Here is a 24,828-nt window from a genome sequence, read left to right on the forward strand (position 1 = left end):
GGACGGCGTGGCGGACGTGCTGGTGGTCGGGGCCGGGCCGGCCGGGTCCGCCCTCGCGGCCGCCTGTTCGGACCTCGGCCTGCGCACGACGCTGGTGGATCGGGCGCCGCAGCGGCCGTGGCGGGCCACCTACGGCTCATGGGCGCACGAACTGCCACCCCTGCCGGCCGAGGTGATCGCCGCCCGCGCCACCACGGTCCGGGCCCACGCGCTCACCGAGCACCGCATCGACGGCGAATACGTGGTGTTGCACAACGAGAATCTGCGCCGGCATCTGTCCCGTTCGGACATCGAGACGGTCGCCGGCCGAGCCGAGTCGATCACGCCGTCCGAGGTGCGGCTGGCCGACGGCCGCGTGCTGCGGGCCCCGATCGTCGTCGACGCCACCGGCGCCCCGCGCGGCCGCTACGCCGAGCAGACCGCCGTCGGCGTCGTGCTGCCGGCCGAGGTGCTCGCCCCGGGTGAGGCGATGTTCATGGACTGGCGGCTGGCCGGCGACCCGCCCACCTTCTGCTACGCGCTGCCGCTGGACGACGAGCGGGTGCTGGTCGAGGAGACCTCGCTCGCGCATCTGCCCGGGCTTTCGTTCGGGCTGCTGCGCGAGCGCCTGCACCGGCGGCTGGCCGTGCACGGCTGGCCCTTGGACCGCCCGGAGCACGAGCGGGTGCGCTTCCCGCTCAACCCGCCGCTGCCCCGCGGACCGGTGCTCACGTTCGGCGCACGGGCCGGCCTCGTGCACCCGGCGTCCGGGTTCAGCGTGGCCACCGCGCTCACGCTGGCCCCCCGGATGGCTCGGGCCGCCGCCGAGACGCCCGCCTCGATGGGCCGGCAGGTCTGGTCGGCCGAGGCCAGAATGACGCACCTTTTGCGACGGAGGGGCCTGGCCGCATTGCTCCGCATGCCGCCCGGCCGCGTTCCCGAGTTCTTTGAGCTTTTCTTCCGCTTGCCCACAAAAAATCAACGCGATTACCTGGCCGGACGTGAGAACTTCACCGGTACGGCGGCTGCGATGCTGGCCCTGTTCCGGTCCGCGCCACCCCGGTTACGCAGCGCTATTGCATTTGCCGCAACGACTGGATGAACACACAGTGAAGCCACTCGGCAATTTCACACCTGGTCTGCCTAGTATCGGACCGTGACCGGGTTGCTGGAGGATGTGCGCTTCGCGTTCCAGCCGTTGTTCAACCTGCACACCGGCGGAGTCGTCGCGATCGAGGCGCTCGCGAGGCCCGCCTCTCGTTCCGTCTACGAGCTGCTGCGCGACGCTGCCCGCGCCGGCGAGCTGCTCGAGACCGACGTGGCGCTGGCCGCCGCGGCCGTGCGGGCCGCGGCCGAGCACAACAACATCGTGCCCCTGCACGTGAACGTGCTCGCCGCGACCGTGTCCAAGGCCGCCGAGTCGATCGGGCCGCTGCTGGAGGCGCTGCGGGAGACCGGCCGCGCCCACGACACGCTGTGGCTGGAGGTCGGCACCCCGTTCTCCCGCCTACGCCGGGAGAACCTGCGCAACGGCCTCGACCTGCTCCGCAACAGCGGCTTCCACATCGCCCTGGACGGCGTGGGCGACGGCGACGTGCCGCTGTCGCTCTACACCGAGCTCGCCCCCGAGATGATCAAGCTGGACCGGCGGGTGGTGGCCGGGCTGCCGACCGACGCCGGCAAGGCCGCCCTCGTGCCGGCGCTGGCCGTGATCGCCGAGCACAACGGGGCCCAGCTGGTCGCCGAGGGCGTGGAGACCGACCTCCAACTGGCCGCGGTGCGCCGGCTCGGCTTCGGCATGGCCCAGGGCAACCTGCTGGCCAAGGCCGGCCGCCGGCCCAACGTGGAGACCACCATCGCCGCCGCGCTGACCAAGCTGCCCGAGGCCGAGCTCACCGGCCCGGTGCGCCGGGCGAGCGGTCCTCGCGTGACCGACTTCCTGCACCCCGCGACCATGCTGCCGGTGTCCGCGACCGCCGAGGAGGTGCGGGCGATCCTGGCCAACCAGGGCTCGGTCGGCGGCATCGTGCTGGTCGACGAGCACAACCGGCCCCGCTACAGCGTGGACCGCAACCGGTTCCTGCTGGCCGTCACCGGGCCGTACGGACACGCCCTGCACGCCAAGCGGGACGCCGCCCGGCTGGCCGACCGGCCGTACGTGCTGCCCAGCGACGCCACCGCGCTCGACCTGCTGGACCTGCTGGCCAAGGCCGAGCGGCAGCGGATGAACGACGAGGTGGTCATCGTCGACTCGCACGACCGCTGCCTCGGCGTCGTGCACAGCGCCGACGTAGTGCGGGGTATCGCCGAGCTGAAGGTCGAGCAGGCCGTCGCGCTCAACCCGCTGACCCGGCTTCCCGGCAGCGACGCGCTGGCCCGCGAGGTCGACCGGCGCATCGGCGGGCGGGAGATCTTCGCCGTCGGCTGGCTCGACGTGGACGGCTTCAAGCAGGTCAACGACTCCGCCGGCTTCGCCGCCGGCGACGACCTCATCCGCGAGCTCGGCCGGGCCCTGGCCGACGCCGCCGCCGTGCTGCCCACCGTGCAGGTCGGCCACGTCGGCGGCGACGACTTCGTGTTCGTCTCCGGCCTGGACGACCTGGTGCCGCTGTCCTCCGGCCAGCTGGACACCCAGCACCGCGCCGGCGGGATGGTGGTGTCGATGTCGCTGGCCACGATCGTCTGCTCCCCCGGCAGCGTCACCGACTACCGCGAGGTCTCCCGTCTGCTCGCGCCGTTGAAGAAGCAGGCCAAGGCCCTGCGCGGGGACAGCTGGGTCCTCGGCCGGCCCGGTTCCGACCGCGTCGACGTGCTGCGGGGTGGCAACACCGCCCCGAGAGTCCCACCGGCCCGCCGAGGGGCCGTCAGCGCCTGAGCACCCGTGTGAGTGTCCTGGGCCGCCGCCAAGTGGGTTAGTACTCCCCACAGCCCGCCGAAGTGCTGCCACCATGTGAGGCTCGCAAGGCACTCACTCACAGCACGAGCACGGTTACGGAACGCGACTATGCCAGTCGGCGGCGGGAGTTTCGGTGCACACCATAAATGAGCTCGGGCGTCAGCAGCACGGGAAAACGGGTCGGTTGATCGTGCCCGCACCCAGGTCGGCCGGGGCGAGGACGCCGCTGACGGTCGGCGTCGAGGAGGAGTTCCTGCTGGTCGACTACCGCACCCGGCGGGTGTCGCCGCGGGCCCCGGTGGTGCTGGCCGCGGCGGCCGGGCGGCTGCCGGGACTACAGCCGGAGATCACCCAGTTCCAGGTCGAGACGGCCACCCCGGTCTGCACCACGATGGCCGAGGTCCGGGCGAGCATCGTGGACAGCCGGGAGGAACTGGCCGGCACGGCCCGTCGGCACGGGCTGCGGCTGGCCGCGGTGGGCACCCCGGTGCTCGGCCGCGCCGCCCCGCCGCCGCTGACCGACAGCGACCGCTACCGGCAGATGGCCGCCGAGTTCGGCGCGGTCACCGACGGCCTGTCGATCTGCGGCTGTCACGTGCACGTCGGCATTCCCGGGCCGGAGGAAGGCATCCGGGCCAGCAACTACCTGCGGCCGTGGCTGCCCGTGCTGCTCGCGCTGAGCGCCAACTCCCCGTTCTGGGAGGGCCGCGACACCGGCTACGCGAGCTGGCGCTACCTGGTGTGGGCCCGTTGGCCCACGGCCGGGCCGCCGCCCGTGTTCGAGTCGCCCGAGCAGTACGAGCACGCCGTGCGGTCGCTGATGCAGGTCGGCGCGGCCATGGACCGGGCCATGGCGTACTGGGACATCCGTCTGTCCCAACAACATCCGACGATCGAGCTGCGGGTGTGCGACGTGGCCGCGACGGCCGACGAGGCGGTGCTGATCGCCGCCCTGGCCCGGGCCATGGTCGCCACCGCCCTGCACGACACCCGGCCGCCGCTGGCCATGCCGCAGCACCTGCTCCGGGCGGCCAACTGGCGCGCCGCCCGGGACGGGCTCGGCGGCAACTGCGTCAACCCGGTCACCGGGCACACCCTGCCCACGCCGGTGCTGGTGCGGCAGCTGATCGGCCGGGTCCGGCCGGCGCTGGAGGACGCCGGCGACCTCGACCTCGTGCTCGACCTGCTGGAGTCGTTGGTGGCCAAGGGATGCGGGGCGACGCGGCAGCGCAGGGCGTACGCCCGCAACGGCAAGCTCACCGACGTGGTCGACCTGCTGACCGCGCAGACCGCCGGGGCCGACGACCTGGTGTGAAGCCTGGCGTGAGGCTTGACGTGAGGGTCACTCGCCGGTCGTGCCGTCGGCGAACTCCCGCAGCACGTCCAGGTGGCCGACGTGGCGGGCGGTCTCCTGCACCAGGTGCGTCAGCAGCCAGCGGACGTTCTTGTCGGCGTCCCGGGTCGACGGGTCGCCGGCCGCCTTGCCCGCCAGCGCCTGCCGGGAGAGCTCCCACTGCTGCCGGTACTCCGCGACCACCGACTCCGGCGTGTCCTGTTCGGACAGTCGGAAGTCGATGTCCGGATCGGGGCTCTCCCAGCGGTTGGGCACGTCCATGCCGCCGCCGACGATCGACAGCCAGTAGCGCTCGACCGAGGTGAGGTGACGGATCAGGCCCAGCATGCTGAACACCGGCGAGGCCGGGAACGGCGTGGCCGCCGCCGCGTCCCGGTCCAGCCCGGCCAGCTTGTTCACCGCCGTGATCCGCAGGAAGGTCAGGAACTCGGTCAGCAGGGTCAACTCGTCGCTGTCGGTCTCCGGCCACCGACGCGGCAGTTCGCTCGAACTCATGTTCGATAATGTATCATCGCGGGAGGTCGTGACTGGCGAGGGTGGGACACCACCGGGGAGCGGCCGGAACCGGATGCGAGCGTCGACCGCCTGGGCGTCTCCGTCAGCAGACAGGCTGAGGAGGCAGCGATGGAGCTCCGCTACGGCGTCAACCCGCAGCAGACCGCCGAGTACGAGGGGTCGGCCGTCCGTGTGCTCAACGGGGAGCCGTCCTACGTCAACATGCTGGACGCCCTGAACGCGTGGCAGCTGGTGCGGGAGGCCTCCCTGGCCCTGGACCGGACCGTCGCCGCCTCGTTCAAGCACGTCTCCCCGGCCGGGGCCGCCCTGTCCGGGCCGATCGACCAGGTGACCGCCGACCTGTACGGAATGGACAACGTCGGTCCCGTGGCCAGCGCCTACCTGCGGGCCCGGGACGCCGATCCCAAGTCCTCCTACGGCGACTTCGCCGCCGTGTCCGCCCCCGTCGACGCCGAGCTGGCCGAGCTGCTCAGCGCCGTCGTGTGCGACGGCGTCGTGGCCCCCGGCTTCGAGCCCGGCACCGTCGGCGCCCTGTCGGCCAAGAAGGGCGGCCGTTTCCTCGTCGTCGAGGCCGATCCGGATTTCGTTCCCCCGCGACGGGAAACCCGCGAGGTCTTCGGCATGCGGCTGACCCAGGACCGCGATCCCGTGCCCCTGACCCGATCCCTGCTCGGCTCGGATCTTCCCTCCACCGCCGTCGACGATCTCCTGCTGGGCATGGCCGTGCTGCGCCACACCCAGTCCAATTCCGTCTGCTACGTCAAGGACGGTGTCACACTGGGCATCGGGGCCGGGCAGCAGTCCCGCGTGGACTGCACCCGGCTGGCCGGCAGCAAGGTCGACATCTGGTGGCTGCGCCGCCACCCCGCCGTCCGGGTCCTGCTCGACGTCAAGCCCGGCACCCGCCGCCAGGACCTGATCAACGAGCAGATCCGCTACCTCGAAGAGGACCTCACCGCCCTCGAACGCGCCGAGTGGATGGAACGCCTGTCCGGCGTCTCCTTCGCCTCCGACGGCTACCTCCCCTTCCGCGACAACGTCGACCACGCCGCCCGCCACGGCGTCCGCTACATCGCCGAACCCGGCGGCTCCATCCGCTCCGACGAGGTCGCCCAGGCCTGCCGCAAGCACGGCATCACCCTCGTCCGCACCGACCTCCGCCTCTTCCACCACTAACCCCGCCCCCACGCTTGGCCCCTGGTGCTTGGGCCCCCCGTGCTTGGCCCCCGGTGCTTGGCCCCCGGTGCTTGGAAGGGGGCTTTCCTCCACTCCGAGTGGAGGAAAGCCCCCTTCCAAGCGCCGGGGGGTGGTGCACACCCGGGGGTGCGCTCCGGAGGGGTGCGCTCCGGGGCAATTGGGATGAGGGGCGGGGCGGGGTGTGGTGGAATGGCCGGCCATGACCAGCCTGAACTACCCGGGTCCGCTCGACGACGGGGTCGTGGGCGTGCGTCCCTGGCGTGACACCGACCTGGCCTGTGTCGAGCAAGCCTCGCGGGATCCCGACATTCCCAGGGGCACAACGGTTCCCGCGCAGTACACACCCGAGGCCGGCCTGGCCTACATCGCCCGCCAGCACGCGCGGCTCACGTCCGGGCAGGGTCTGTCCATGGCTGTCGTCGACCATCGGACCGACGAGGCGGTCGGGCATATCAACCTGATGCTGCGGCCGCAGCCGGGGGTGGCGGGCATCGGGTACTGGCTCGTGCCCGCCGTGCGACGGCGGGGAATCGGCTCGCGGGCGATCGCGCTGATGACCGGGTGGGGCATCGGGCAGTTCGCCCGGATTGAGGCCTGGGTGGAGCCGCACAACGTTGCGTCGCAACGGGTTCTGGAGCTCAACGGCTACCTGTTGGAGGGGCGGCTGCGCAGCTTTCTCACTTTCGGCGACCGGCGTGCGGACGTGCTGGTCTACTCGCGCATCGCGACGGCTTGAGCGACGTCGGCCAGGGGCTGGGTGGCGTCGACGATGAGCGCGCCGAAGCGGCGGTAGGTGGCGGCCATGTGCTCGTTGTGGCCGAGGGCGGCGGCGAGTTCTTCAGGGTGCTTACCGAAGGAGTTGGTGGTGCGGGTCAGCAGGCGGTGGCGGAGGGTGTCGTTGTCAACCACCAGGCAGACGACGGTGTCGAAGAGGTCCCAGACCTCGTTCTCGTTCTCGACGGCACCGAAGAGATAAACGGTGCGGTCGTGGGCGGTGGCGGCGAGGGCTTGGACGGCGGGACGGCTGATGCGCCAGCCGAAGCGGTCGAGCCAGCCGGCGGGCACGGGGTCGGGCGGGTCGGCGACGGGGTGGCCGGTGACCCGGTCGACCCAGTGGTTGTAGCCCTCCCAGTCGGCGTCGATCGCCGCCTCGCCGCGTTCCCTGAGCAGCGCGCAGACGGTCGACTTTCCGGTGCCCGAGGTGCCGGTGACCCATACCAATGGCATCGGCCCAGCATGCCATCGGGGAAAGCGATCGACACGGCCGATACGTTGGGATCATGGCGGACTACGACGCACTGATGGCCGCGGCCGAGGCGGTTCCGTTGCACGGCTGGGATTTCGGCTGGCTGGACGGACGGGCGGTCACGATGGAGCCGTCGTGGCGCTACGACGACCTGGCCCGCGAACTGCTGCGCGACGCGGACCGGGTACTGGACATCGACACGGGCGGCGGCGAACTGCTGGCCTCCCTCGCGCCGCCGGCCGGCCGGACCTGGGCGGCCGAGGGCTGGCCGCCGAACGTCCCGGTGGCCACCGAGCGGCTGGCCCCGCTGGGCGTCACGGTAGTCGGCACCGAGGAACTTCCCTTTCCCGACAACGAGTTCTCACTGGTGCTGAACCGCCACGGCCGGTTCGACGCCGTCGGCATCGCCCGCGTGCTGGCCGCCGGCGGCACCGTGCTGACCCAGCAGGTCGGCAGCGAGGACTGCGTCGACCTCAACCACGCCATCGGCGCGCCGGCCACGGACCGCCGCTGGAACCTCGGTGTGGCAACGGAAGCGCTGACCGCCGCCGGCCTGGAGATCGTCGACGCCGTCGAGGAGTGGCCCCTGCTGGAGTTCCACGACATCGGTGCGGTGGTCTACCAGCTGCGGATGGTGCCATGGCAGGTGCCGGACTTCACTGTCGCCCGCTACGACACGGCGCTGCGCCGGCTGCACGGGCGGATCGAAGCCGACGGCCCGTTCGCCGTCCGCACGCACCGATTCCTGATCCGAGCCACGGCATGACAAAGGCCCCTCCCGCTCGCGGGAGGGGCCTTCTCGTCAACGTCAGACCGTGAAGCCGAGGGCTCGCAGCTGGTCCCGACCGTCGTCGGTGATCTTCTCCGGGCCCCACGGCGGCATCCACACCCAGTTGATGCGGAAGTCGCTCACCACTCCCCCGCCCGGCCCGCCGGTCAGGGCCGCCCGGGTCTGGTCCTCGATCACGTCGGTCAGCGGGCAGGCCGCCGAGGTCAGCGTCATGTCCAGGGTGGCGACGTTGTCGTCGTCCAGGTGGATGTCGTACACCAGGCCCAGGTCGACCACGTTGATGCCGAGCTCGGGGTCGACCACGTCGCGCATGGCCTCCTCGATGTCCTCCAGCGACGGCACATCGGCCTTCGCCGGCGCCTCGGGCAGCGCCTCAGCGGTCCGGGTCACATCCTCGGTCACCGGCTCATCATCCTCTCGGTCCGCTCGCGGCGGAAAGTCAGGTCGGTCAGGTCAATCGTGATCGGGAACGGTTCGGTGACCACGAATTCTCCGGTCACCGTGGACGATCCCACCGTCACCGAGATCGGCGGCTCGGGATCGACCATCCAGTAGTGACGGATGCCCGCCTCGGCGTATTCCACACGCTTGCGACCGGTGTCGGCCTCCCGCGTGCCCGGCTCGATGATCTCGATGGCGATGAGCACATCCTCGGCGGACAACTGGGCGGCGTTCCAGTCGAGCGAATCGCCGTCCACCACCACCAGATCGGGCACTCGAACGCACGACGGGAAGGCGGCCCGGGTGACCACCTCCACCGCCGGAAGCGGCTCCCACGGGCTTGGAAGCTGCTCGCCCAAGACATGAGCAAGTCGACCCAGCACCCGCTGGTGCCTGCTTCCCGGATTCGGGCCGACGAGCATCACGCCATCTTCGAGTTCGAAACGGCAGCTGGTGTCCTCGGGGAGTGCGATCCACTCCCCGAGGGTCCACAGCGGAGCTGTCACTTACCGTCCCCATCGACGACGCGGGCGACCGCGTCCTTGAAAGCCATCCAGCCGAGCAAAGCACACTTGACCCGCGCCGGATACTTCGCCACACCCGCGAAGGCGACGGCGTCCTCGAGGACGTCCTCGTCGGGCTCGATCTTGCCGCGGCCCTGCATGAGCTCGACGAAGGAGTCCATGGTGCCGAAGGCCTCGCCGACGGTGCGGCCGATGACCAGGTCGGTGAGGACCGAGGTGGAGGCCTGGCTGATGGAGCAGCCCTGGCCGTCGTAGGAGACGTCGACGACCTTGGCGTCGGGGCCGTCGCCCTCCAGGTGCACCCGCACGGTGACCTCGTCGCCGCAGGTGGGGTTGACGTGGTGCACCTCGGCCTCGAAGGGATCGCGCAGGCCGCGGTGGTGGGGATTCTTGTAGTGGTCCAGGATGATCTCCTGGTACATCTGCTGGAGCTGCATCAGGCGTTCACCCCGAAGAACCGCTGGGTCTCGCGCACGCCGTCGAGCAGGGCCTGCACGTCGGCGAGGTCGTTGTAGACGTAGAACGTGGCCCGCACGGTGGCGGCGGCGTCGAGCTTGCGGTGCAGCGGCCACGCGCAGTGGTGCCCGACGCGGACCTCGATGCCGAGGCTGTCGAGGACCTGCCCGGCGTCATGGGCGTGCACGCCGTCGACGACGAACGAGACGGCGGAGCCACGGTCGACGTTGTCCTTCGGACCGACGATCCGCACGCCCGGGATCTCCTGGAGGCCGGCCAGCGCGGCGCCGGTGAGCTCGTGCTCGTGGGCGGCGACGGCGTCCATGCCCAGCAGCCGCAGGTAGTCCACGGCCGCGCCGAGCCCGATGGCCTGGGAGGTCATGGGCACCCCGGCCTCGAACCGCGCGGGCGGCGGGGCGAAGGTGGACTTCTCCATGAACACCTGCTCGATCATGGAGCCGCCGGTGATGAACGGCGGCATCGCCTCGAGCAGCTCGTACCGGCCGTACAGCACGCCGATGCCGGACGGGCCGAGCATCTTGTGGCCGGAGAACGCGGCGAAGTCCACACCAAGGGCCCGGAAGTCCACAGTGGAGTGCGGCACGGACTGGCAGGCGTCCAGCACGGTCAGGGCGCCGACCGACTGGGCCTTGGCCACCAGCACCGACACCGGGTTCACCGTGCCGAGCACGTTGGACTGGTGGGTGAAGGCGACCACCTTGGTGCGCGGCGTGATCAGATCGTCCACATCGGACAGATCAAGCCGGCCCTCTTCGGTGACCGAGAACCACTTGAGGGTGGCGCCGGTGCGCTGGGCCAGCTGCTGCCACGGCAGCAGGTTGGCGTGGTGCTCCATCTCGGTCACCACGATCTCGTCGCCCGGCCCGAGCGTGAAGCGCTTGGCCGCCGGGTCGTCGGAGAAGGTGGCGTTGCCGAAGGCGTAGGCGACCAGGTTGATGGCCTCGGTCGCGTTCTTGGTGAACACGACCTCGTCCATGCCGACGCCGATGAAGTCGGCGATCTTCTCCCGGGCCGCCTCGTAGAGGTCGGTGGCCTCTTCGGACAGCTGGTGCGCGCCGCGGTGCACGGCGGCGTTGGACGTCTCGATGTAGGCCCGCTCGGCGTCGAGCACCTGGGTCGGGCGGTGCGACGTGGCGCCGGAGTCCAGGTACACCAGCCGTTTGCCCTCGCGCACCGTGCGAGCCAGGATCGGGAAGTCGGCCTTCAGGGCGGCGACGTCCAAGGGTGCAGCGGTGGTGGTCACTGCCGGCGCCTCCTCGCGTTCAACGACTACAGGTCAACAGGTGCAACGTCAGCCGACCTGCGCGGCTTCCTGCTTGCCGGTGTACTTCACGTAACCCTCTTCCTCCAGGCGCGCGGCCAGCTCGGCGCCGCCGGACTCGACGATCCGGCCGCCGGCGAACACGTGCACGAAGTCGGGGGTGATGTGCTTGAGGATGCGGGTGTAGTGGGTGATCAGCATGACGCCGCTCTCCCCGTTGGCGCGGAAGCGGTTCACGCCCTCGGACACCACCCGCAGCGCGTCCACGTCGAGGCCGGAGTCGGTCTCGTCGAGGATGGCGATCTTCGGGTTGAGCAGGGCCAGCTGGAGGATCTCGTGCCGCTTCTTCTCGCCGCCGGAGAAGCCCTCGTTCACGCTGCGCTCGGCGAACGACGGGTCGATCTCCAGCTCCGACATGGCGGTCTTGACTTCCTTGACCCAGTGCCGCACCTGCGGGGCCTCCCCGCGCACGGCGGTGGCGGCGGTGCGCAGGAAGTTCGACATGGACACGCCGGGCACCTCGACCGGGTACTGCATGGCCAGGAAGATGCCGGCGCGGGCCCGCTCGTCGACGGCCATGCCCAGCACGTCCTCACCGTCGAGCAGGACCTCGCCCGAGGTGACCTCGTACTTGGGGTGACCGGCGATCGCGTAGGACAGCGTGGACTTGCCGGAGCCGTTGGGGCCCATGATGGCGTGCGTCTCGCCGGCCTTGATCGTCAGGTCCACCCCCTTGAGGATCTCCTTGGGGCCGTCGTCGGTGACGACCGAGACGTGCAGGTCCTTGATCTCCAGGGTGGCCATCGGGTTCTCGTTCTCCTGTGTGGCGGTTGAACTACAAGTCAGTTGGTGCGGTGCTCCGGGTCGACGAGCACGTCGTCGCCGGACACGGTCACCGCGTACACGGCCACCGGCTCGGTGGCGGGCGGCGAGGACGGGGCGCCGGTGCGCAGGTCGAAGCACGACCCGTGCAGCCAGCACTCCAGGCCCTTGCGGGTCAGCTCGCCCTCGGCCAGGGCGATCTCGGCGTGCGTGCACTCGTCGCGCAGCGCGTGCACCTGGTCGCCCTGGCGCACCAGGACGATCGGCGTGTCCGCCAGCTCGACCGGGAACGGCTTGCCGTCCTCCAGGTCGGCCAGCGAACACGCGCGGAGCATCGTCACGCCCCCACGGCCTGGAGCTCGGCCTCGATCGCCGCCTCCAGGCGCTCCCGCACCTCGGGCACGTCGATCTTCTGCAGCACCTCGTGGAAGAAGCCCCGCACGACCAGCCGCCGGGCCTGCTCGGTCGGGATGCCCCGGGCCTGGAGGTAGAACAGCTGCTCGTCGTCGAACCGGCCGGTGGCGCTGGCGTGGCCGGCGCCCTCGATCTCGCCGGTCTCGATCTCCAGGTTGGGCACCGAGTCGGCGCGGGCGCCGTCGGTGAGCACCAGGTTCCGGTTGAGCTCGTAGGTGTTGGTGGCCTCGGCCGCGGCCCGGATCAGCACATCGCCGATCCACACCGTGTGCGCGCCCTCGCCCTGCAACGCGCCCTTGTAGACCACGTTGCTGCGGCAGTTGGACACCGCGTGGTCGACGAAGGTGCGGTGCTCCAGGTGCTGGTCGGCGTCGGCGAAGTACAGGCCGGCCAGGTCGGCGTCGCCGCCCCTGTCGCCGTAGGTGACGGTCGGGCTGACCCGCACCAGGCTGCCGCCGATGGTGACCACGGTGTGCTTGAGCTGCGCGTCCCGGCCCAGCTTGACCAGGTGCGCGCCCACGTGCACGGCGTCGTCGCTCCAGTCGTGCACGACGACGACCGTGAGCTTCGCGCCGTCGAGGGCGACGATCTCCAGGTTGTCGGCGTAGGTGCCCGAGCCGCGGTAGTCGACCACCACGACCGCCTCGGCGAACGCCTCGGCGCGCAGCTGCACGTGGCCGTAGGCCACGCCGCCCTCGCCGGGGCCGGTCACCGTGACCACGGTCGGCCGGGTGGTCTTCGTCTCCTTGGGGAAGGTGACGACGGTGGCCTGGGTGAAGGCCGACCACGCCTGCGCGGACACGCGGTCGGCCGGCACGCCGCCCTGGCCGATGCGCTGGTCGTCGCGGGCGACGCGCTCGACGCGCACCTCCGGCGACTCCTTGACGTCCACGGCGGCCGAGCCGCTGGCCACGGCGGTGCCGTTGTGCAGGCCGTTGAGCCGCTTGAGCGGGGTGAACCGCCAGTCCTCCTCGCGCCCGCCCGGAACCTCGAAGGCGTCCACGTCGTAGGAGGTGAACCGGTCGCCGCGCGAGCTCTGCGGAATCACGGTTCCGCCGTGCGAGTGCTCGGTCAACCCATGCTGCGTCGTCGGGGTGGCCATGTCAGCCGACGGCCCCTTCCATCTGGAGTTCGATCAGGCGGTTCAGTTCGAGCGCGTACTCCATCGGGAGCTCGCGCGCGATCGGCTCGACGAAGCCACGCACGACCATGGCCATCGCCTCGTCCTCGGTCAGGCCGCGGGACATCAGGTAGAACAGCTGGTCCGCGCTCACCTTGGAGACGGTGGCCTCGTGGCCCATGGACACGTCGTCCTCGCGGACGTCCACGTACGGGTAGGTGTCCGACCGGCTGATCTGGTCGACCAGCAGGGCGTCGCACTTGACCGTGGACGCGGAGTGGTGCGCGCCCTTGTTCACCCGGACCAGGCCGCGGTAGGAGGTGCGGCCGCCGCCGCGCGCCACCGACTTCGACACGATGGTCGAGGAGGTGTGCGGGGCCAGGTGCACCATCTTCGCGCCGGCGTCCTGGTGCTGGCCCTCGCCGGCGAAGGCGATGGACAGCACCTCGCCCTTGGCGTGCTCGCCCATCAGGAACACCGAGGGGTACTTCATGGTGACCTTGGAGCCGATGTTGCCGTCGATCCACTCCATGGTCGCGCCCTCTTCGGCTTTGGCGCGCTTGGTGACCAGGTTGTAGACGTTGTTCGACCAGTTCTGGATGGTCGTGTAGCGGCAGCGGCCGCCCTTCTTGACGATGATCTCCACGACCGCCGAGTGCAGCGAGTCGGAGGAGTAGATCGGCGCGGTGCAGCCCTCGACGTAGTGCACGTACGCGCCCTCGTCGACGATGATCAGCGTGCGCTCGAACTGGCCCATGTTCTCGGTGTTGATCCGGAAGTAGGCCTGCAGCGGGATCTCGACGTGCACGCCCTTGGGGACGTAGATGAATGAGCCGCCCGACCACACCGCGGAGTTCAGCGCGGAGAACTTGTTGTCGCCGCTGGGGATCACCGAGCCGAAGTACTCCTCGAAGAGCTCGGGGTGCTCCTTGAGGCCGGTGTCGGTGTCCAGGAAGATGACGCCCTGGGCGGCCAGCTCCTCGTTGATCTGGTGGTAGACCACCTCGGACTCGTACTGGGCGGCGACGCCGGCGACCAGCCGCTGCTTCTCGGCCTCCGGGATGCCCAGCTTGTCGTAGGTGTTCTTGATGTCCTCGGGCAGGTCCTCCCAGGAGGCCGCCTGCTTCTCCGTGGACCGCACGAAGTACTTGATGTTGTCGAAGTCGATGCCGGACAGGTCGGAGCCCCAGTTCGGCATGGGCTTGCGCTCGAACAGCTTGAGGCCCTTCAGGCGGTGCTCGAGCATCCACTCGGGCTCGCTCTTCTTGGCCGAGATGTCCCGGACGACGTCCTCGTTCAGACCTCGGCGAGCGCTCGCGCCCGCAGCGTCGGAGTCGGCCCAGCCGTACTCATAGGTTCCGAGCGTCGCCAGGGTCTGTTCCTGGGTCAGCGGCTCGGCCTGTGCCGTGGTGGGCGTGCGCTGCTCGGCAGCGGCAGTCATGCGAGCTCCCCTCCGTCCGGGGTGGGTGGTGTCGTGTTCGGGGTCTTGCCTTGTGGTGGGAGCAGCGGCACGTGGGTGGTGCACGCTGCGTCACCGCGGGCGATGGTCGCGAGCCGCTGCACGTGGACGCCGAGCATGGCGGCGAACGCCGTCGTCTCGGCCTCGCACAGCTGCGGGAACTCGGCCGCGACGTGCGCCACCGGGCAGTGGTGCTGACACAGCTGCTCCCCGGCGCCGACGTGCCGTGACGACGAAGCGTAGCCCTCGCGGGTCAGCGCGGCGGCGAGGGCCTTGGCCCGCTCCGCCGGCTGCTTCGGCTCGGTCACGGTGTCCCGGTGCCGTTCGATCATGACTTCGACCCTGCGCTCGGCGAACGCCCGGACCGCCTGCTCCCCACCGCTCTCGGCGAGGAAGCGCAGCGCGGCGACCGCCAGGTCGTCGTAGGCGTGACCGAAGCGGGCCCGGCCCGACTCGGTCAGCAGGAACAGCTTGGCCGGCCGGCCTCGCCCCCTGCGCCCACGCAGCGGCGCGTCCCTGGTGGCCGCTTCTCCATCGGCCAGCAGGGCGTCCAGGTGCCTGCGCACGGCGGCATGGCTCAGGCCCAGCTCGTCGGCGACGTCGGCCGCGGTGACCGGTCCCCGTTCGAGCAGCAGCCTGGCCACCGCCTGCCGGGTGCGGCCGTCGGCCGGCTGCGGCGGCGCCGCACCCTGCGTCTGATCGCTCCCGGCGTTTTTCACAACACAAGTGTTGCCTATTTCGATCGGTACAGCAAAGGCAGACCCCCCGCCAACCACGCAACGTGACCCGCTTCACACCCACCCGAGTGACGACCGCCCCCCTTTTCCCCACATGCGCTTCCCACTTGGCACTGGACGCCACATGGGAAGCGCATGTGGGGAAACCAGGGGTGCCGGATGCCACATGGGAAGCGCATGTGGCGGAAACGGGGGTGGCGGGTGTTCAGGTGGGGCTCACCTCGTGCTCGCTACTCTGCTTGGGTGTTGGCCGCCAAACTGCGAGAGCTGGTGACCGGGTCGGTCGGTGAGACCGGTCCGCCCGGGCTGGTTCCGGTGCCGGACGCGCCGCTGCGGCTGGACCGGGCCGAGCGGCGGCAGCTCCAGGTGATCCGGCGGTTCGGCACGGTCGGCTCCCTGCTGCTGGCCTGCGGCGGCCTGGGCGCGGGGGCGTCGCCGACGATCAACCCGCTGCTGGACACGCCGATTCTCGGCGTCTTCGCCCGCATCCCGACGGTGGCGATGGCCAGCGCCTTCTCCGGGATGTTGATGATGGTGCTGGCCTGGCTGTGGCTGGGCCGCCTGGTCTGGCCGGGCCGGCCGCGCATGCTGTCGCGGGCGCAGATGGACCGCACGCTGGTGATGTGGACGATCCCGCTGATCCTGGTGCCGCCCATGTTCAGCCAGGACGTCTACAGCTACCTGGCCCAGAGCGCCGTGGTGCAGCACGGCATGGACCCGTACACGGTGGGCGCGGCGCAGGCCCTGGGCCCGGACAACCTGCTGGCCCGCAACGTGCCGACGCTGTGGCGGGAGACGCCGTCGCCGTACGGCCCGCTGTTCCTCACCATCGGCCGGGCCATCACCGGCATCGCCGGCGACAACATCGTGCTGGGCATCCTGCTGGAGCGGGTGCTGGCGCTGGTCGGCCTTGGCCTGATCGTGTGGGCCCTGCCCCGCCTGGCCCGCCGCTTCCGGGTGCCGCCGGTGTCGGCGATCTGGCTGGCCGCGGCCAACCCGCTGGTGGTGTTCCACCTGGTCATCGGCGTGCACAACGAGGCGCTGGCGATCGGCCTGATGCTGGCCGGCTTCCACGTGGCCATCGCCAACCTGCCCAAGGTCCGCCCGGGCGACCCGATCCCGCCGTGGCAGCGGCACGAGCTGGTCGGCATCCTGGCCGGCACGACGCTGATCACCATGGGCGCCGGCGTGAAGGCCCCGGCCCTGGTGGCGCTGGGCTTCGTCGGCGTGATGATCGCCCGACGCTGGGGCGGCGGCCTGTCGCACCTGCTCAAGGCGGGCGCGGTGATGCTGGTCATCGGCGTCGGCGTGATGACGTTGATCACGGTGGCCAGCGGCCTTGGCTGGGGCTGGCTGAACACGCTGACCGGCGGCACGAAGATCTACACCTGGCTGTCCCCGGTGACCCTGGTCGCGCTGGGCGGCGTAGGGCTGGGTGTGCTGTTCCAGGTGGGCAACCACGTCGACAACACGATCGCGGTGGCCAGGGCGATCGGCTGGGTCGGCTTCGCCGGGGCCGGCGTGGCCCTGCTGTGGCAGGCCTACCGCGGCCGCCTGAGCGCGATGGCCGGACTGGGCCTGTTCCTGTTCTGGTTCGTGGTGCTCGGCCCGGTGGTGCAGCCCTGGTACCCGCTGTGGGCGATCATTCCGCTGGCCACCTGCAAGGCCAGCAAGCGCTTCCGGCTCGTGGTGACGGTGTTCAGCGCGCTGATCGCGCTGGTCACGCCGCCCACCGGGTCGACTTTCGACGGCCGGGCGTTCCTCATCCCGACCGCCGCCGCGGCCGCGCTCATCACGGTCGGACTGCTGCTGTTGACGGTCCGCGGCAAACTCCCCGAACGCGAACCCCGAGGTGAACTCACCGTGACCCCCGCCACGTCCGAACCGGTGCCCACGGGGAGGCTGGGATGAGCCCCACGAGCCTGCGTCCGAGCCACCCCCTAGGCTCGGCGGACGTGACCCCGTCCCCGACCAAGCCCGCGGTCGAGGTGTCGGGCCTGGTGAAGCGCTACGGGTCGGCCGTCGCGGTGAACGGCCTGGACCTGACCATGGAGCACGGCAGCGTGCTCGCCCTGCTCGGCCCGAACGGCGCCGGCAAGACGACCACCGTCGAGCTGTGCGAGGGCTTCCTGCGCCCCGACGGCGGCGCGATCCGCGTGCTGGGCCTGGACCCCGTGCGCGACGGCGCGCAGCTGCGGGCCCGGATCGGCGTGATGCCGCAGGGCGGCGGCGCGTACCCGGGCGTGCGCACCGAGGAGATGCTGCGCCTGGTCGCGACCTGCGCCGCCAACCCGCTCGACCCCGCCTGGCTGCTGGACGTGCTGGGCCTGTCGGGGGCACGTCGCACCCCGTACAAGCGGCTGTCCGGCGGGCAGCAGCAGCGGCTGTCGTTGGCCTGCGCCCTGGTCGGCCGGCCGGAGCTGGTGTTCCTGGACGAGCCAACCGCCGGCCTGGACCCGCAGGCCCGCCGCCTGGTCTGGGACCTGGTGCAGGCCTTGAAGTCCGACGGCGTCGGCGTGCTGCTGACCACGCACCTGATGGACGAGGCCGAGACGCTGGCCGACCGGGTCGTGATCATCGACCACGGCCGGGTGGTGGCCAGCGGCACGCCCCGCGAGCTGACCAGCGGCGGATCGGCCGAGCAGCAGCTGCGCTTCCGGGCCCGCCCGGGCCTGGACACCCGGCTGCTGGTGGACGCGCTGCCGGAGAACCTGAAGGTGGACGAGATCGGCCCCGGCTCCTACCTGGTGGCCGGCTGCATCGACCCGCAGGTCGTCTCCACCGTCACGTCGTGGTGCGCCCAGCAGGGCGTGCTGGCCGAGGAGCTGCGGGTGGCCCGCCGCAGCCTGGAGGACGTGTTCCTGGAGCTGACCGGACGGGAGCTTCGCTCATGAGCACGTTCTCCCCCGGCGCGTTCGCCCCGGCCCCGGGCCGAGGAAAGCTCGGACGCATGCTGGTCGCCCAGGCCCGCACCGAGACGGCGCTGGCCCTGCGCAACGGCGAGCAGGTGCTGCTGACCCTGCTGATCCCGCTGGCGCTGCTGGTCGGCCTGACCCTGTTGAAGATCGTGCCGCTGCCCGAGCCCCGGGTGGACGAGGTGACGCCGCGCATCTTCGCCTTGGCGGTGATGTCCTCGGCGTTCACCGGGCAGGCCATCGCGCTGGGCTTCGACCGCCGCTACGGCGTGCTCAAACGCCTTGCCGCCACGGCGATCCCGCGCTGGCTGCTGGGCGCGGGCCGGGTGCTGGCGGCGGTGAGCATCGTCGCCATCCAGGTTGTCGTGCTGGGTGTGGTGGCCGCGCTGCTGGGCTGGTCGCCGTCGGCCGGCGGCATCGTGTGGGCGATCGTGCTGGTGCTGCTGGGCACGATCGCGTTCGGCGCCCTGGGCGTGCTGCTGGGCGGCGCGCTGCGGGCGGAGATCGTGTTGGCGGTGGCCAACATCGTGTGGTTCGTGCTGTTGCTGGCCGGCGGCATCGCGCTGCCGGCGAGCTCGCTGCCGGGCGGCCTCGGCGTGATCGTGCAGCTGCTGCCCTCGGGTGCGCTGGCCGAGTCGCTGCACACCGTGCTCACCCAGGGTGGCGCGCCGGGCTGGCAGCCGGTGCTGGTATTGATCATCTGGGCGGCCGCCGCGGGCGGCGTCGCCACCAAGACCACCCGGCTGACCTGACCCGAGAAGGCGTTCCCCCTACTTTGAGCACGACTACTGTGGACCAACGACGCGACGAAGAGCCGTCCCTGGCCCGGGCCAGCGGCTCGATGGCCGTGGCGACCCTGGTCAGCCGCATCACCGGCTTCCTGTCCAAGCTGCTGCTCGCCGCCGTGATCGGCCTGAGCGCCGGCGCGATCAACGACTCGTACACGGTGGCCAACACCGTGCCCAACATCATCTACGAATTGCTGCTGGGCGGCGTGCTGACCAGCGTGGTGGTGCCGCTGCTGGTGCGGGCCCGGCACGAGGACGCCGACGGCGGCGACGAGTACACGCACCGGCTGCTCACCGTCAGCTTCACCATGCTGTTCGGCATGACCGTGCTCGCGGTCGCCGCCGCCCCGCTGCTGACCAGGCTGTTCGTGGACAGCGCCAGCGGCAACGCCAACCCGGAGCTGGTGACCGCGTTCGCGTACCTGCTGCTGCCGGAGATCCTGTTCTACGGCATGTTCGCCATGGTCGGCGCGATCCTCAACACCCGCAACGTGTTCGCCGCGCCGGCCTGGGCCCCGGTGCTGAACAACCTGACGTTGCTGGTCACCATCGCGGCCTACTTCGTGCTGCCGGGCGAGATCTCCACCAACCCGGTGCACATCACCGACTTCAAGCTGCTGCTGCTCGGCGCGGGCACCACGCTCGGCATCGTGATCCAGGCGCTGGTGCTGATCCCGCCGCTGCTGCGCAGCGGCTACCGGCCGCGCTGGCACTGGGGCTGGGACCGCCGGCTGGGCGAGTTCGGCAGCCTGGCCCTGTGGGTCGTGGCCTACGTGGTGGTCAGCCAGATCGGCTACATCACCATCACCCGGGTCGCCACCTTCGCCGCCCCCGGCAGCATCACCATCTACACGTACTCGTGGCTGCTGGTGCAGATGCCCTACGGCGTGCTGGGCGTGTCGCTGCTGACCGCGATCATGCCGCGGATGAGCAAGGCCGCCGCCACCGGCAACATCCCGGCGCTGCTGGACGACCTGTCGCTGGGCAGCCGGATGTCGGCGGTGATGCTGGCCCCGATCAGCGCGCTGATGACCGTGCTGGGGCCGGCCCTGGCCGTGGCGATCACCGTGTTCGGCAAGGGCGGCTCGGACGCCACCCGGCTCGGGCTGGCCATCACCACCTCCTCGTTCGGGCTGCTGCCGTACGCGCTGATCATGTTGCAGATGCGCGTGTTCTACGCCATGAAGGACTCCCGCACGCCGACAGTGATCAACGCCGTGATGATCGCCCTGAAGGTGCCGGTGGCCCTGCTGGCCGCGCAGCTGCTGCCGCCCAACCAGGTCGTGTTCGGGCTGACCTTCTCCGACGCGATCAGCTTCACCGTGGGCACGCTGGCCGGGGAACTGTTGCTGCGCCGGCGATTCGGCAAGCTCGGCAGCCGCCGCGTGCTGCGCACCTACGTCAAGGTCGCGGTGGCCGCGGTCTGGGGCGCGGCGGTGGCCCTGGCGATCGAGCTCGGCGTCCGCAGCTACCTCCCCGGCGGCCTGCACGGGGCGTTCGGCGCGTTCACTTCCCTGCTGCTGGGCGGAATCCTCGGCCTGCTCGCCGCATTCGGCATGATGGCCCTGCTGCGGGTGCACGAACTGCGCCCGGCCCTGGACAAGATCGGCTCCCTGGTCCGCCGCTGACGCCGACGCAGGCAAGGGGGCTCTGCCGGCGGCAGAGCCCCCTTGCCCGTATTCGGTGGTGCCCGGTCAGAACGCGCCGAGACCGTTCGGCGTGCCCAGGCCGGTCGGGCCGTCGTAGCCGGCGCGGGCGGTGCACAGGTAGCTGCCGCCACAGCTGCCATTGGAACCGCTGGTCACGTCGAACAACGACGTCGGGTGGGCATAGGCCAGCGAGGCCGGGACGCTGCCCGCGGCCGGGCGGCCGGCCAGCGCGTACACCGAGGCGATGATCGGCGAGGAGACGCTGGTGCCGCCGAACACGAGCCAGCCGCCCACGTTGTACGTGTCGTAGACGGCGACGCCGGTGGCCGGGTCGGCGACCGCGGACACGTCCGCGACCGTGCGCCGCGCGCAGCCGGTGTCGTGTTGCCAGGTCGGCTTGGCCTCGAACGCCGAGCAGCCCGAACCCGCGCCGCTCCACGCGGTCTCGGTCCAGCCGCGGGCGCCGCCGCCGGCCGTGAGATGCGTTCCGCCGACGGCGGTCACGAAGCGCGAGGCCGCCGGGTACTCGACCCCGAAGCCGGAGTCGCCGGAGCTGACCGTGACGGCCACGCCCGGGTGGTTGTAGAACGAGTCCGCCGACGTCTCGCCGGAGAACTCGCCGCCGCCGTAGCTGTTGGACACGGCCACCGCGCCCAGCCGCACGGCGGTGTTCACCGAGGTGCCGAGGTTGGTGAAGGACGCGGAACTGGCCTCCACCAACAGGATGTGGCACTGCGGGCAGATCGCCGAGACCATGTCGATGTCCAGCGAGATCTCCTCGGCCCAGCCGGTGTTGCCGGCCGGCAGCGGGCTCGCCGCGCCGTTCTGGTTGACCTTGCGGAAGCAGCCGTTGGCCGTGGTGCAGGCCGGCAGCCCGAAGGTGGACCGGTAGACACCGAGATCGGCTTCCGCCCTCGGGTCGTCGAAGGCGTCCACGATCGCCACGGTCAGGCCGGCGCCGCCGGCCGCGGACAGCTTGTACGCGGACTGGAGACTGGCCGGGCCCAGGCCGGCCGGGGCCGCCGGGGCGAACGACCGGGCGGCCGCGTCGGTGCGCACCAACGCCGTGCAGGCGGCGAAGCCGGGCGCCGGCTTCTCGGCGCAGGATCGGGCTGTGGTGACGGTTTGAGTGTTCGATTGGGCCTGTGCTGTTGTCGTGCCACCGAGCGCCGTCACGCCGGCCCACAGCGCGATGACGGCCAGGATCCTCAGGGGTTTCTTGGTCACCGTTTCCTCCAAGCGGAGTCGGGACGAAGCTCCCTGACCGTAAGGAGGCGGTCACCGCGCGCCAATACGGGAAAACCCTTTGGCAGCCCTTGAAACGGACGAAACGCCGGGCGGGTGACCCCGCCCGGCGTCGTCTGTCAGAAGGCCCCTGTGCCGTTCGGGGTACCCAGGCCCGTCGGGCCGTCGTAGCCCGCGCGGGCGGTGCAGAGGTAGGTGCCGCTGCAGCTGCCGTTGGAGCCGCTCGTCACGTCGAACAGCGACGAGGTGTGCGAGTACGCCAGCGAGGCCGGCACGCCGCTGACGTTGCCGGACAGGGCGTACACCGAGGCCACGATCGGCGAGGAGACGCTGGTGCCGCCGAAGACCAGCCAGCCCGACTCGCCGTAGGTGTCGTAGACCGCGACGCCGGTGGCCGGGTCGGCGACCGCGGACACGTCCGCGACCGTGCGGCGGGTGCAGCTGGTGTCGGTCTGCCAGGTCGGCTTGGCCTCGTAGGCCGAGCAGCCGGAACCGGCGCCGCTCCACGCGGTCTCGGTCCAGCCGCGGGTGGTGGAGCTGGTGACCAGGTGCGTGCCGCCGACCGCCGTCACGTAGCGGGAGGCCGCCGGGTACTCCACGCCGTAGCCGGAGTCGCCGGAGCTGACCGTGATCGCCACGCCCGGGTGGTTGTAGTAGGCGTCATAGGTGGTGGTCTCGGCCGAGGACTCGCCGCCGCCGTAGCTGTTGGACACCGCGGTGGCGCCCAGCCGGACCGCCGTGTTCACCGCGGTGCCGAGGTTGACGTACGAGGCGGAAGTGGCCTCCACCAACAGGATGTGGCAGCTGGGGCAGACCGCCGACACCATGTCGATGTCGAGCGAGATCTCCTCGCTCCAGCCGGTGTCGCCGGTCGGGTAGCTGGTGCCGCCGGTCTGGTTGACCTTCCGGAAGCAGCCGTTGGCCGTGGTGCAGGCCGGCAGCCCGTAGGTCGACCGGTAGGTGGCCAGGTCGGACTCGGCGTTCGGGTCGTCGTAGGCGTCGACGATCGCGACCGTCGCGGTCGTGCTGCTCGTCGGCAGCTTGTACGCCGACTGCAGGTTGGCCGGGGACAGGCCGGACGGCGCCGCCGGCGCGAACGGGCGGACGAGCGGCTTGGCGGCCGCGTCGGTGCGGCGCAGCGCCGTACAGGCCGCGTAGCCGGGAGCCGGGGCGGTGGAACAGGAGTGCGCCGTGGTGACGCCCGTCGGGGCGGCGTCCGCGGTGCCGGTCATGGCCAGGGCCGTGGCCGCCATGGCGGCGACGGCCAGTAGGGACCTCAACTTCACAGGGAACCTCCACGCAGGGAGTGGGGGGTCGTGCACGCTCCGTCAGGGCGAGAGCGCTTTCCCAACGTATGCAGACGATTGCGGGCAGCCAACGCGGGAAAACCCTCGGTCCGATGACCCCACCCCTGCAACCGGACAAACGGGCCGGTGCCGGGCGGCCCGAACGCCGGTCCTACCATCGAGCCGTGTCAACCGCATCGCTGCTGTCCCGATCGCCGCTCTCCAGGGTCCCGTCCCCCAGTCGCGCCGTGCAGCGCCTCATCGCCGGGGCCGCGGTCGTCGGACAGGCCGGCATCGCCGTCACCGGGGCCGTGGTGCGGGTCACCGAGTCCGGCCTGGGCTGCACCACGTGGCCGCAGTGCCAGCCCGGCAGCCTGGTGCCGGTCGCCGACCCGGTCGGCGGGCAGGTGCACCAGTGGATCGAGTTCGGCAACCGGCTGCTGGGCGGCGGCCTGGGCGTGGTGTCCGCGCTGTGCGTGCTGATGGCGATCTTCGCCCGGCCGCGCCGGCGACGGGTGATCGTGCTGGCGCTGATGATGCCGCTGGGCGTGGTGGCGCAGGCGGTGATCGGCGGCATCACCGTCCTCACCGGACTGCAGTGGTGGAGCGTCGCCCCGCACTTCCTGGCCTCGATGCCGCTGATCTGGTTGGCCGTGCTGCTGTTCCGGGCCGTCGACGAGGGCGACGAGCGGCCCCGGCCGCTGCTCCCCCGGCCGCTGCTGGGCCTTCAGCTGGCCCAGGCCGTGACGGTCGGGTTGATCCTCATCGCCGGCACCCTCGTCACCGCCGCCGGCCCGCACGCCGGGGACGTGCGCACCCCTCGGCTCGAGGTGCCGGTCGAGACCCTGGCCCAGATCCACGCCGACCTGGTGTTCCTGCTGATCGGCTCGCTGCTGGCGCTGGGCTTCGGCATGCGGATCAAGGACGCCGCCCCGGTGCTGTGGCGGCGCTACTGGGTGCTGGTCGGCGTGACGCTGGCCCAGGGCGTGGTCGGTCTCGTGCAGTACTGGACCGGCGTGCCGGACATCCTCGTCCTCGTGCACGTGCTCGGCGCCACCCTGATCCTGGTCGCCGCCGCCTCCCTGTGGACCGCCAGCCGCGACCGCGGCCCCGCTCCCACCCTCACGCCCGTCTCGCCAGCCAAGACCCCCGAGCTAGCCACCCGCTGACCCCCGCGAGTCCCGCCTAGCGTCACACCGAATGCGTGAAACGGATTCGGTGTGGCTGCGGGCGAGGGTCAGCGGGGTGGGGCGGGGCGGCGTTCCCAGACCGCCGGGAGCTCGTCGGCCAGCCAGCCGTACATCTCGTCGATGTTGCGCAGACGCTGGGCACGCTCGGGATCGCCGCTGAGCAGGCGGAGGCCGGCGGCGGTCAGCTCGCGGGTGGCGGCCAGGGCGCGCAGACGGCGGTCGATCATGTCGTTCCAGCCCTGCTCGTTGAGCCTGTACTCGGCGGCCTGACGCCCGCGGCGGGTGGTCTTGGTGACCACGCCCAGGTTCATCAGCAGGCGAACGTTGGTGCTGATCGAGCCGCTGCTGGCCTCCAGCTCCTCGGACAGCTCGGCGGCGGTGCGCTCCACCGGGTCGCACACCAGCAGATAGGCCAGGATCCGCCCGCCGATCAGCGGGATGCCCTCCGGCACGAAGTGCGCGGCCATCCGCTCGATCCACGCCGACAGCTGGCTGTGCGTCGCCATGCCCCTGCCCCCACTC

25 protein-coding genes are annotated in these 24,828 nt (G+C 71.2%); 11 read left to right on the forward strand and 14 right to left on the reverse strand.

The window, feature by feature from the left end:
- The first annotated feature begins 7 nt into the window (after positions 1 to 7).
- The 3 genes from ACIG5F_RS15175 (at position 8) to ACIG5F_RS15185 (ending at position 4,190) form a co-directional block, all read left to right on the forward strand.
- Positions 8 to 1,081, forward strand: a complete 1,074-nt coding sequence (locus ACIG5F_RS15175) for a lycopene cyclase family protein (protein WP_396518286.1) — start codon at positions 8 to 10, stop codon at positions 1,079 to 1,081.
- A gap of 54 nt (positions 1,082 to 1,135) precedes the next feature.
- Positions 1,136 to 2,854: an EAL domain-containing protein gene (locus ACIG5F_RS15180; protein WP_396518287.1), complete on the forward strand. Its 1,719-nt coding sequence runs from the start codon at positions 1,136 to 1,138 to the stop codon at positions 2,852 to 2,854.
- 211 nt (positions 2,855 to 3,065) lie between these two features.
- On the forward strand, positions 3,066 to 4,190 hold the full coding sequence (locus ACIG5F_RS15185) for a glutamate--cysteine ligase (protein ID WP_396518288.1): 1,125 nt from the start codon (positions 3,066 to 3,068) through the stop codon (positions 4,188 to 4,190).
- Between the two features lie 27 nt (positions 4,191 to 4,217).
- Here the strand turns inward: ACIG5F_RS15185 and ACIG5F_RS15190 are convergent, their stop codons facing one another.
- Positions 4,218 to 4,724, reverse strand: coding sequence for a DinB family protein (locus ACIG5F_RS15190; RefSeq protein WP_396518289.1), 507 nt, complete (start codon positions 4,722 to 4,724; stop codon positions 4,218 to 4,220).
- A 90-nt stretch (positions 4,725 to 4,814) separates the two neighbouring features.
- Here ACIG5F_RS15190 and ACIG5F_RS15195 point away from each other — a divergent pair, with 90 nt between their 5' ends.
- Together ACIG5F_RS15195 and ACIG5F_RS15200 are read left to right on the forward strand one after the other, a co-directional pair.
- A complete protein-coding gene (locus ACIG5F_RS15195) occupies positions 4,815 to 5,921 on the forward strand; it encodes a 5-aminoimidazole-4-carboxamide ribonucleotide transformylase (protein WP_396518469.1) in 1,107 nt (368 codons plus the stop codon).
- Positions 5,922 to 6,141: 220 nt separating this feature from the next.
- Positions 6,142 to 6,678 (forward strand): GNAT family N-acetyltransferase, encoded by a 537-nt coding sequence (locus ACIG5F_RS15200; protein WP_396518290.1) that lies wholly within the window; start codon positions 6,142 to 6,144, stop codon positions 6,676 to 6,678.
- Here ACIG5F_RS15200 and ACIG5F_RS15205 read toward each other — a convergent pair.
- A complete protein-coding gene (locus ACIG5F_RS15205) occupies positions 6,654 to 7,169 on the reverse strand; it encodes an AAA family ATPase (protein ID WP_396518291.1) in 516 nt (171 codons plus the stop codon). The two genes, ACIG5F_RS15200 and ACIG5F_RS15205, sit on opposite strands and share 25 nt — an antisense overlap.
- 53 nt (positions 7,170 to 7,222) lie before the next feature.
- Between ACIG5F_RS15205 and ACIG5F_RS15210 the strand changes: the two genes are divergently transcribed.
- Positions 7,223 to 7,954: a class I SAM-dependent methyltransferase gene (locus ACIG5F_RS15210; protein WP_396518292.1), complete on the forward strand. Its 732-nt coding sequence runs from the start codon at positions 7,223 to 7,225 to the stop codon at positions 7,952 to 7,954.
- A 42-nt stretch (positions 7,955 to 7,996) separates the two neighbouring features.
- Here the strand turns inward: ACIG5F_RS15210 and ACIG5F_RS15215 are convergent, their stop codons facing one another.
- The 9 genes from ACIG5F_RS15215 to ACIG5F_RS15255 are packed head-to-tail and all read right to left on the reverse strand — an operon-like array spanning position 7,997 to position 15,215.
- Entirely contained in the window at positions 7,997 to 8,380 is a 384-nt protein-coding gene (locus ACIG5F_RS15215; RefSeq protein ID WP_396518293.1) for a metal-sulfur cluster assembly factor, read from the reverse strand.
- Positions 8,377 to 8,925 carry a Uma2 family endonuclease gene (locus ACIG5F_RS15220; RefSeq protein WP_396518294.1) on the reverse strand — a complete coding sequence of 183 codons (549 nt, stop codon included), beginning with the start codon at positions 8,923 to 8,925 and terminating at the stop codon, positions 8,377 to 8,379. The genes ACIG5F_RS15215 and ACIG5F_RS15220 overlap by 4 nt, the downstream gene beginning before the upstream one ends.
- The gene (sufU, locus tag ACIG5F_RS15225; protein ID WP_396518295.1) at positions 8,922 to 9,380 is read right to left on the reverse strand and encodes a Fe-S cluster assembly sulfur transfer protein SufU; all 459 of its coding nucleotides are present in this window, start codon (positions 9,378 to 9,380) and stop codon (positions 8,922 to 8,924) included. The genes ACIG5F_RS15220 and sufU overlap by 4 nt, the downstream gene beginning before the upstream one ends.
- Positions 9,380 to 10,663, reverse strand: coding sequence for a cysteine desulfurase (locus ACIG5F_RS15230; protein ID WP_396518296.1), 1,284 nt, complete (start codon positions 10,661 to 10,663; stop codon positions 9,380 to 9,382). The genes sufU and ACIG5F_RS15230 overlap by 1 nt, the downstream gene beginning before the upstream one ends.
- 48 nt (positions 10,664 to 10,711) lie before the next feature.
- Positions 10,712 to 11,485: a Fe-S cluster assembly ATPase SufC gene (gene sufC / locus ACIG5F_RS15235; protein WP_396518297.1), complete on the reverse strand. Its 774-nt coding sequence runs from the start codon at positions 11,483 to 11,485 to the stop codon at positions 10,712 to 10,714.
- Between the two features lie 38 nt (positions 11,486 to 11,523).
- Positions 11,524 to 11,838, reverse strand: coding sequence for a non-heme iron oxygenase ferredoxin subunit (locus ACIG5F_RS15240; protein ID WP_396518470.1), 315 nt, complete (start codon positions 11,836 to 11,838; stop codon positions 11,524 to 11,526).
- A gap of 2 nt (positions 11,839 to 11,840) precedes the next feature.
- A complete protein-coding gene (gene sufD, locus ACIG5F_RS15245; protein ID WP_396518298.1) occupies positions 11,841 to 13,019 on the reverse strand; it encodes a Fe-S cluster assembly protein SufD in 1,179 nt (392 codons plus the stop codon).
- Position 13,020: 1 nt separating this feature from the next.
- Positions 13,021 to 14,478 (reverse strand): Fe-S cluster assembly protein SufB, encoded by a 1,458-nt coding sequence (gene sufB, locus ACIG5F_RS15250; RefSeq protein ID WP_396518299.1) that lies wholly within the window; start codon positions 14,476 to 14,478, stop codon positions 13,021 to 13,023.
- Complete coding sequence (locus tag ACIG5F_RS15255; RefSeq protein WP_396518300.1) at positions 14,475 to 15,215, reverse strand: helix-turn-helix transcriptional regulator; 741 nt, start codon at positions 15,213 to 15,215, stop codon at positions 14,475 to 14,477. The genes sufB and ACIG5F_RS15255 overlap by 4 nt, the downstream gene beginning before the upstream one ends.
- 261 nt (positions 15,216 to 15,476) lie before the next feature.
- On the opposite strand from ACIG5F_RS15255, the gene mptB reads away from it, so the two are divergent.
- The 4 genes from mptB to murJ are packed head-to-tail and all read left to right on the forward strand — an operon-like array spanning position 15,477 to position 20,564.
- Positions 15,477 to 17,144 carry a polyprenol phosphomannose-dependent alpha 1,6 mannosyltransferase MptB gene (mptB, locus tag ACIG5F_RS15260; protein ID WP_396518301.1) on the forward strand — a complete coding sequence of 556 codons (1,668 nt, stop codon included), beginning with the start codon at positions 15,477 to 15,479 and terminating at the stop codon, positions 17,142 to 17,144.
- Between the two features lie 44 nt (positions 17,145 to 17,188).
- Positions 17,189 to 18,127, forward strand: coding sequence for an ABC transporter ATP-binding protein (locus tag ACIG5F_RS15265; protein ID WP_396518302.1), 939 nt, complete (start codon positions 17,189 to 17,191; stop codon positions 18,125 to 18,127).
- The gene (locus ACIG5F_RS15270; RefSeq protein WP_396518303.1) at positions 18,124 to 18,900 is read left to right on the forward strand and encodes an ABC transporter permease; all 777 of its coding nucleotides are present in this window, start codon (positions 18,124 to 18,126) and stop codon (positions 18,898 to 18,900) included. The genes ACIG5F_RS15265 and ACIG5F_RS15270 overlap by 4 nt, the downstream gene beginning before the upstream one ends.
- 38 nt (positions 18,901 to 18,938) lie before the next feature.
- Positions 18,939 to 20,564: a murein biosynthesis integral membrane protein MurJ gene (gene murJ / locus ACIG5F_RS15275; protein WP_396518304.1), complete on the forward strand. Its 1,626-nt coding sequence runs from the start codon at positions 18,939 to 18,941 to the stop codon at positions 20,562 to 20,564.
- Positions 20,565 to 20,630: 66 nt separating this feature from the next.
- Here murJ and ACIG5F_RS15280 read toward each other — a convergent pair whose 3' ends face one another.
- Positions 20,631 to 21,812, reverse strand: a complete 1,182-nt coding sequence (locus ACIG5F_RS15280; protein WP_396518305.1) for a peptidase S8 — start codon at positions 21,810 to 21,812, stop codon at positions 20,631 to 20,633.
- Positions 21,813 to 21,949: 137 nt separating this feature from the next.
- Complete coding sequence (locus tag ACIG5F_RS15285) at positions 21,950 to 23,116, reverse strand: peptidase S8 (RefSeq protein ID WP_396518306.1); 1,167 nt, start codon at positions 23,114 to 23,116, stop codon at positions 21,950 to 21,952.
- Between the two features lie 185 nt (positions 23,117 to 23,301).
- Between ACIG5F_RS15285 and ACIG5F_RS15290 the strand changes: the two genes are divergently transcribed.
- Positions 23,302 to 24,285 (forward strand): heme A synthase, encoded by a 984-nt coding sequence (locus ACIG5F_RS15290; RefSeq protein ID WP_396518307.1) that lies wholly within the window; start codon positions 23,302 to 23,304, stop codon positions 24,283 to 24,285.
- Positions 24,286 to 24,353: 68 nt separating this feature from the next.
- Here the strand turns inward: ACIG5F_RS15290 and ACIG5F_RS15295 are convergent, their stop codons facing one another.
- Positions 24,354 to 24,812, reverse strand: a complete 459-nt coding sequence (locus tag ACIG5F_RS15295) for a GbsR/MarR family transcriptional regulator (RefSeq protein ID WP_396518308.1) — start codon at positions 24,810 to 24,812, stop codon at positions 24,354 to 24,356.
- Positions 24,813 to 24,828: the final 16 nt, after the last annotated feature.

This window comes from Kutzneria sp. NPDC052558 (assembly GCF_044547355.1).
In the GTDB taxonomy this organism is placed as follows: domain Bacteria; phylum Actinomycetota; class Actinomycetes; order Mycobacteriales; family Pseudonocardiaceae; genus Kutzneria.

Bases quoted from the DNA above. Each gene is read 5' to 3' on its own strand.
- sufD (WP_396518298.1), bottom strand. From the start codon at position 13,019: ATGGCCACCCCGACGACGCAGCATGGGTTGACCGAGCACTCGCACGGC.
- ACIG5F_RS15190 (WP_396518289.1), bottom strand. From the start codon at position 4,724: ATGAGTTCGAGCGAACTGCCGCGTCGGTGGCCGGAGACCGACAGCGAC.
- ACIG5F_RS15270 (WP_396518303.1), top strand. From the start codon at position 18,124: ATGAGCACGTTCTCCCCCGGCGCGTTCGCCCCGGCCCCGGGCCGAGGA.
- ACIG5F_RS15210 (WP_396518292.1), top strand. From the start codon at position 7,223: ATGGCGGACTACGACGCACTGATGGCCGCGGCCGAGGCGGTTCCGTTG.
- ACIG5F_RS15200 (WP_396518290.1), top strand. From the start codon at position 6,142: ATGACCAGCCTGAACTACCCGGGTCCGCTCGACGACGGGGTCGTGGGC.
- sufU (WP_396518295.1), bottom strand. From the start codon at position 9,380: ATGCAGCTCCAGCAGATGTACCAGGAGATCATCCTGGACCACTACAAG.
- sufC (WP_396518297.1), bottom strand. From the start codon at position 11,485: ATGGCCACCCTGGAGATCAAGGACCTGCACGTCTCGGTCGTCACCGAC.
- ACIG5F_RS15240 (WP_396518470.1), bottom strand. From the start codon at position 11,838: ATGCTCCGCGCGTGTTCGCTGGCCGACCTGGAGGACGGCAAGCCGTTC.
- sufB (WP_396518299.1), bottom strand. From the start codon at position 14,478: ATGACTGCCGCTGCCGAGCAGCGCACGCCCACCACGGCACAGGCCGAG.
- ACIG5F_RS15295 (WP_396518308.1), bottom strand. From the start codon at position 24,812: ATGGCGACGCACAGCCAGCTGTCGGCGTGGATCGAGCGGATGGCCGCG.
- ACIG5F_RS15205 (WP_396518291.1), bottom strand. From the start codon at position 7,169: ATGCCATTGGTATGGGTCACCGGCACCTCGGGCACCGGAAAGTCGACC.